At 72.5% G+C, this 2,772-nt stretch carries 4 protein-coding genes; 3 read left to right on the forward strand and 1 reads right to left on the reverse strand.

Annotated elements, in window-relative coordinates:
* The 3 genes from VJR25_RS15325 to VJR25_RS15335 all read left to right on the forward strand — a co-directional run.
* Window positions 1-555, forward strand: a 555-nt coding sequence (locus VJR25_RS15325; RefSeq protein ID WP_324116578.1) for an FGGY-family carbohydrate kinase, incomplete at its 5' end; no start/stop codon positions are given.
* A 14-nt stretch (window positions 556-569) separates the two neighbouring features.
* Window positions 570-1,826 carry an alpha-hydroxy acid oxidase gene (locus VJR25_RS15330; protein ID WP_324116580.1) on the forward strand — a complete coding sequence of 419 codons (1,257 nt, stop codon included), beginning with the start codon at window positions 570-572 and terminating at the stop codon, window positions 1,824-1,826.
* Entirely contained in the window at window positions 1,823-2,164 is a 342-nt protein-coding gene (locus tag VJR25_RS15335) for a hypothetical protein (protein WP_324116582.1), read from the forward strand. The genes VJR25_RS15330 and VJR25_RS15335 overlap by 4 nt, the downstream gene beginning before the upstream one ends.
* A 3-nt stretch (window positions 2,165-2,167) precedes the next feature.
* Here the strand turns inward: VJR25_RS15335 and VJR25_RS15340 are convergent.
* Window positions 2,168-2,772 (reverse strand): homocysteine S-methyltransferase family protein (locus VJR25_RS15340; protein WP_324116584.1); only part of this gene is annotated, 605 nt, incomplete at its 5' end.

A 2,772-nucleotide genomic window follows, 5' to 3' on the forward strand; every position in this document is an offset into this window, starting at 1 on the left:
GACGGCCGCGTGCGGCTGCTGCGCAACGTCATGGGCCTGTGGATCCTCAGCGAGACGGTGCGCCAGTGGGAGCGGGAGGGTCATCGCATCGACCTGCCGACGCTGCTGGATGCGGCCGAGGACGTCACCGCCCCCGTCCCGGTGTTCGACGTCGACGACCCGCGGTTCCTGCCACCGGGCGACATGCCCGCCCGCATCGCCGCGTGGTGCGACGAACACGGTGTCGCCACTCCGCGCACCCGGGCCGAGTTCGCCCGCAGCATCGTCGAGTCGCTGGCGCAGGCGTTCGCGGATGCCGCCACGACCGCCGGGCGCCTCGGCGGCGTCGACGTGCGCAGCATCCACGTCGTCGGGGGCGGCGCCCTCAACGAGCTGCTCTGCCAGCGCACCGCCGACCGCGCCGGCATCCCGGTCGTCGCCGGACCCGTTGAAGCGACGGCCCTGGGCAATATCCTCGTTCAAGGCCGTGCCGCGGGTCTCGTCTCGGGTTCGCTCGAGGCGCTGCGCGATCTCGTCGCCTGCACGCACGCCCCCCGGCTGCACCACCCCCGATAGGAGAAGGTCCTCGAATGGTCAAGCGTCAGCTGCCGAACCCGTCCGAACTGCGGGAGTACATGCAGTTCAAGAAGCCCGACCTGCACCTCAAGCGGCGCCGCCTGGACGAGGCCCTGACGATCGAGGATCTGCGCCGCATCGCGAAGCGCCGCACCCCGAAGGCCGCCTTCGACTACACCGACGGCGCCGCCGAGCAGGAACTGTCGATCGCCCGCGCCCGCCACGCGTTCGAGGACGTCGAGTTCCACCCCGACATCCTGCGCCCGGCGACGAACGTCGACACGTCGGTCGAGATCCTCGGCGGGCCGTCCGCGCTGCCGTTCGGCATCGCCCCGACCGGCTTCACCCGGCTGATGCAGACCGAGGGCGAGATCGCCGGGGCCGGCGCGGCCGGTGCCGCGGGCATCCCGTTCACCCTGTCCACCCTGGGCACCACCTCGATCGAAGACGTCAAAGCCGCCAACCCGCACGGCCGCAACTGGTTCCAGCTGTACGTCATGCGCGATCGCGAGGTCTCCTACCGGCTCGTGGAACGCGCCGCGAAAGCCGGGTTCGACACGCTGCTGTTCACCGTCGACACCCCGGTCGCCGGGGCCCGTCTGCGCGACAAGCGCAACGGCTTCTCCATCCCTCCGCAGCTCACCCTCGGCACCGTGCTCGACACGCTGCCGCGGCCGTGGTGGTGGATCGACTTCCTCACCACCCCCAAGCTCGAGTTCGCGTCGCTGTCGTCGACCGGCGGCACCGTCGCCGAGATGCTGGACGCCGCGATGGACCCCACCATCAGCTACGACGACCTCGCGGTCATCCGCGAGCGGTGGCCCGGGAAGATCGTCGTGAAGGGCGTGCAGAACGTGCCCGACTCACGGCGTCTCGCCGACCTCGGCGTCGACGGCATCGTGCTGTCCAACCACGGCGGCCGGCAGCTCGACCGCGCTCCCGTCCCGTTCCGGCTTCTGCCCGACGTGGTCCGCGAGGTCGGCCGCGACACCGCTGTGATGATCGACACCGGCATCATGCACGGCGCCGACATCGTCGCCTCCGTCGCCCTCGGCGCGCAGTTCACCCTGATCGGCCGCGCCTACCTGTACGGGCTCATGGCCGGCGGCCGCGCCGGCGTCGACCGCACCATCCAGATCCTGCGCACCGAGATCGAGCGCACCATGAAGCTCCTCGGAGTCTCGAGCCTCGCCGAGCTGGAACCCCGCCACGTCACGCAGCTCGCCCGCCTCGTCCCCGTGCACGAGGGGGCCCGGAGGCTGACGGCATGATCTCCGCGACCAACCTCTGGGGCATCGTCATCCCGGGGTGGATCGGCGCGCTGAGCGGTCTCGTCGGCAGCGCGGTGGCGCTGGCATCCCTGCTCATCGCTCGGGCGAGCGACAAGCGCGCCCACGAGGCCACCACGCGCGCCGCACGCGCCGAGCAGTCCGAACGCACCACGCGCAGCGCGATGGCGGATGCCGTGCGAACACTCGCCGCGGATCCGGCCCTCAGCGCGGACCCGGGGATCCGTGCCGCCGCCGACCCGGAGCTCGCGCGCACCCAGCATCGCGAGGCTCTGCAGCGCGTGCTCGCCCGGCTCGAGGACCCCGCCACCGGGAGCTGAGGGTCAGGATGCCGGGGCGCCGGCCCGCACGCGTCGAGCGAGCGCCCGGATGTCGGACGGGCCGAATCCGCAGCATCCGCCGATGAACGTCGCACCCGCGGCGATCCAGGCGTCGACCAGATCGAAGTCGAACGGCTGGGGGTCGGACCAGGTCTTCGAGACGGGGTCCCAGCTGCCGCCGCGATTCGGATACGCGACCGCCGGCAGCCCGGTCTGCTGCACGGCCGTCTCGACCGCCGCCAGCACGTCCGCCTCCGCCGAGCAGTTGACGCCGGCCGCGATCAGCACCGAGCAGTCCGCGAGCGCCGCGTACGCCTCGGTCAGGGGCTGCCCCGCGCAGGTCCGCTCGCCGCGGATCGAGTAGCTGAACCAGGCCGGCTGGCCGAGCTCGTCGAGCAGCGCGGCCAGCACCACGGCCTCGTCGACGTCCGGGATCGTCTCGACCGCGAGCAGGTCGGGGCCTGCGGCGGCGAGGACCTCCAGCCGGGGACCGTGGAAGTCGCGCAGCTGTGCGGCCGACAGGCCGTACCTGCCCCGGTACTCCGAGCCGTCGCCGAGCACGGCACCGTAGGGCCCGACCGACGCCGCGACCCGGCGGTCGTCCGGGG

This window comes from Microbacterium sp. (assembly GCF_035277845.1).
Taxonomy (GTDB): Bacteria; Actinomycetota; Actinomycetes; order Actinomycetales; family Microbacteriaceae; genus Microbacterium.

Excerpts from the sequence above, each read along its gene's own strand:
- VJR25_RS15330 (WP_324116580.1), top strand. The coding sequence starts at position 570 with ATGGTCAAGCGTCAGCTGCCGAACCCGTCCGAACTGCGGGAGTACATG.
- VJR25_RS15335 (WP_324116582.1), top strand. The coding sequence starts at position 1,823 with ATGATCTCCGCGACCAACCTCTGGGGCATCGTCATCCCGGGGTGGATC.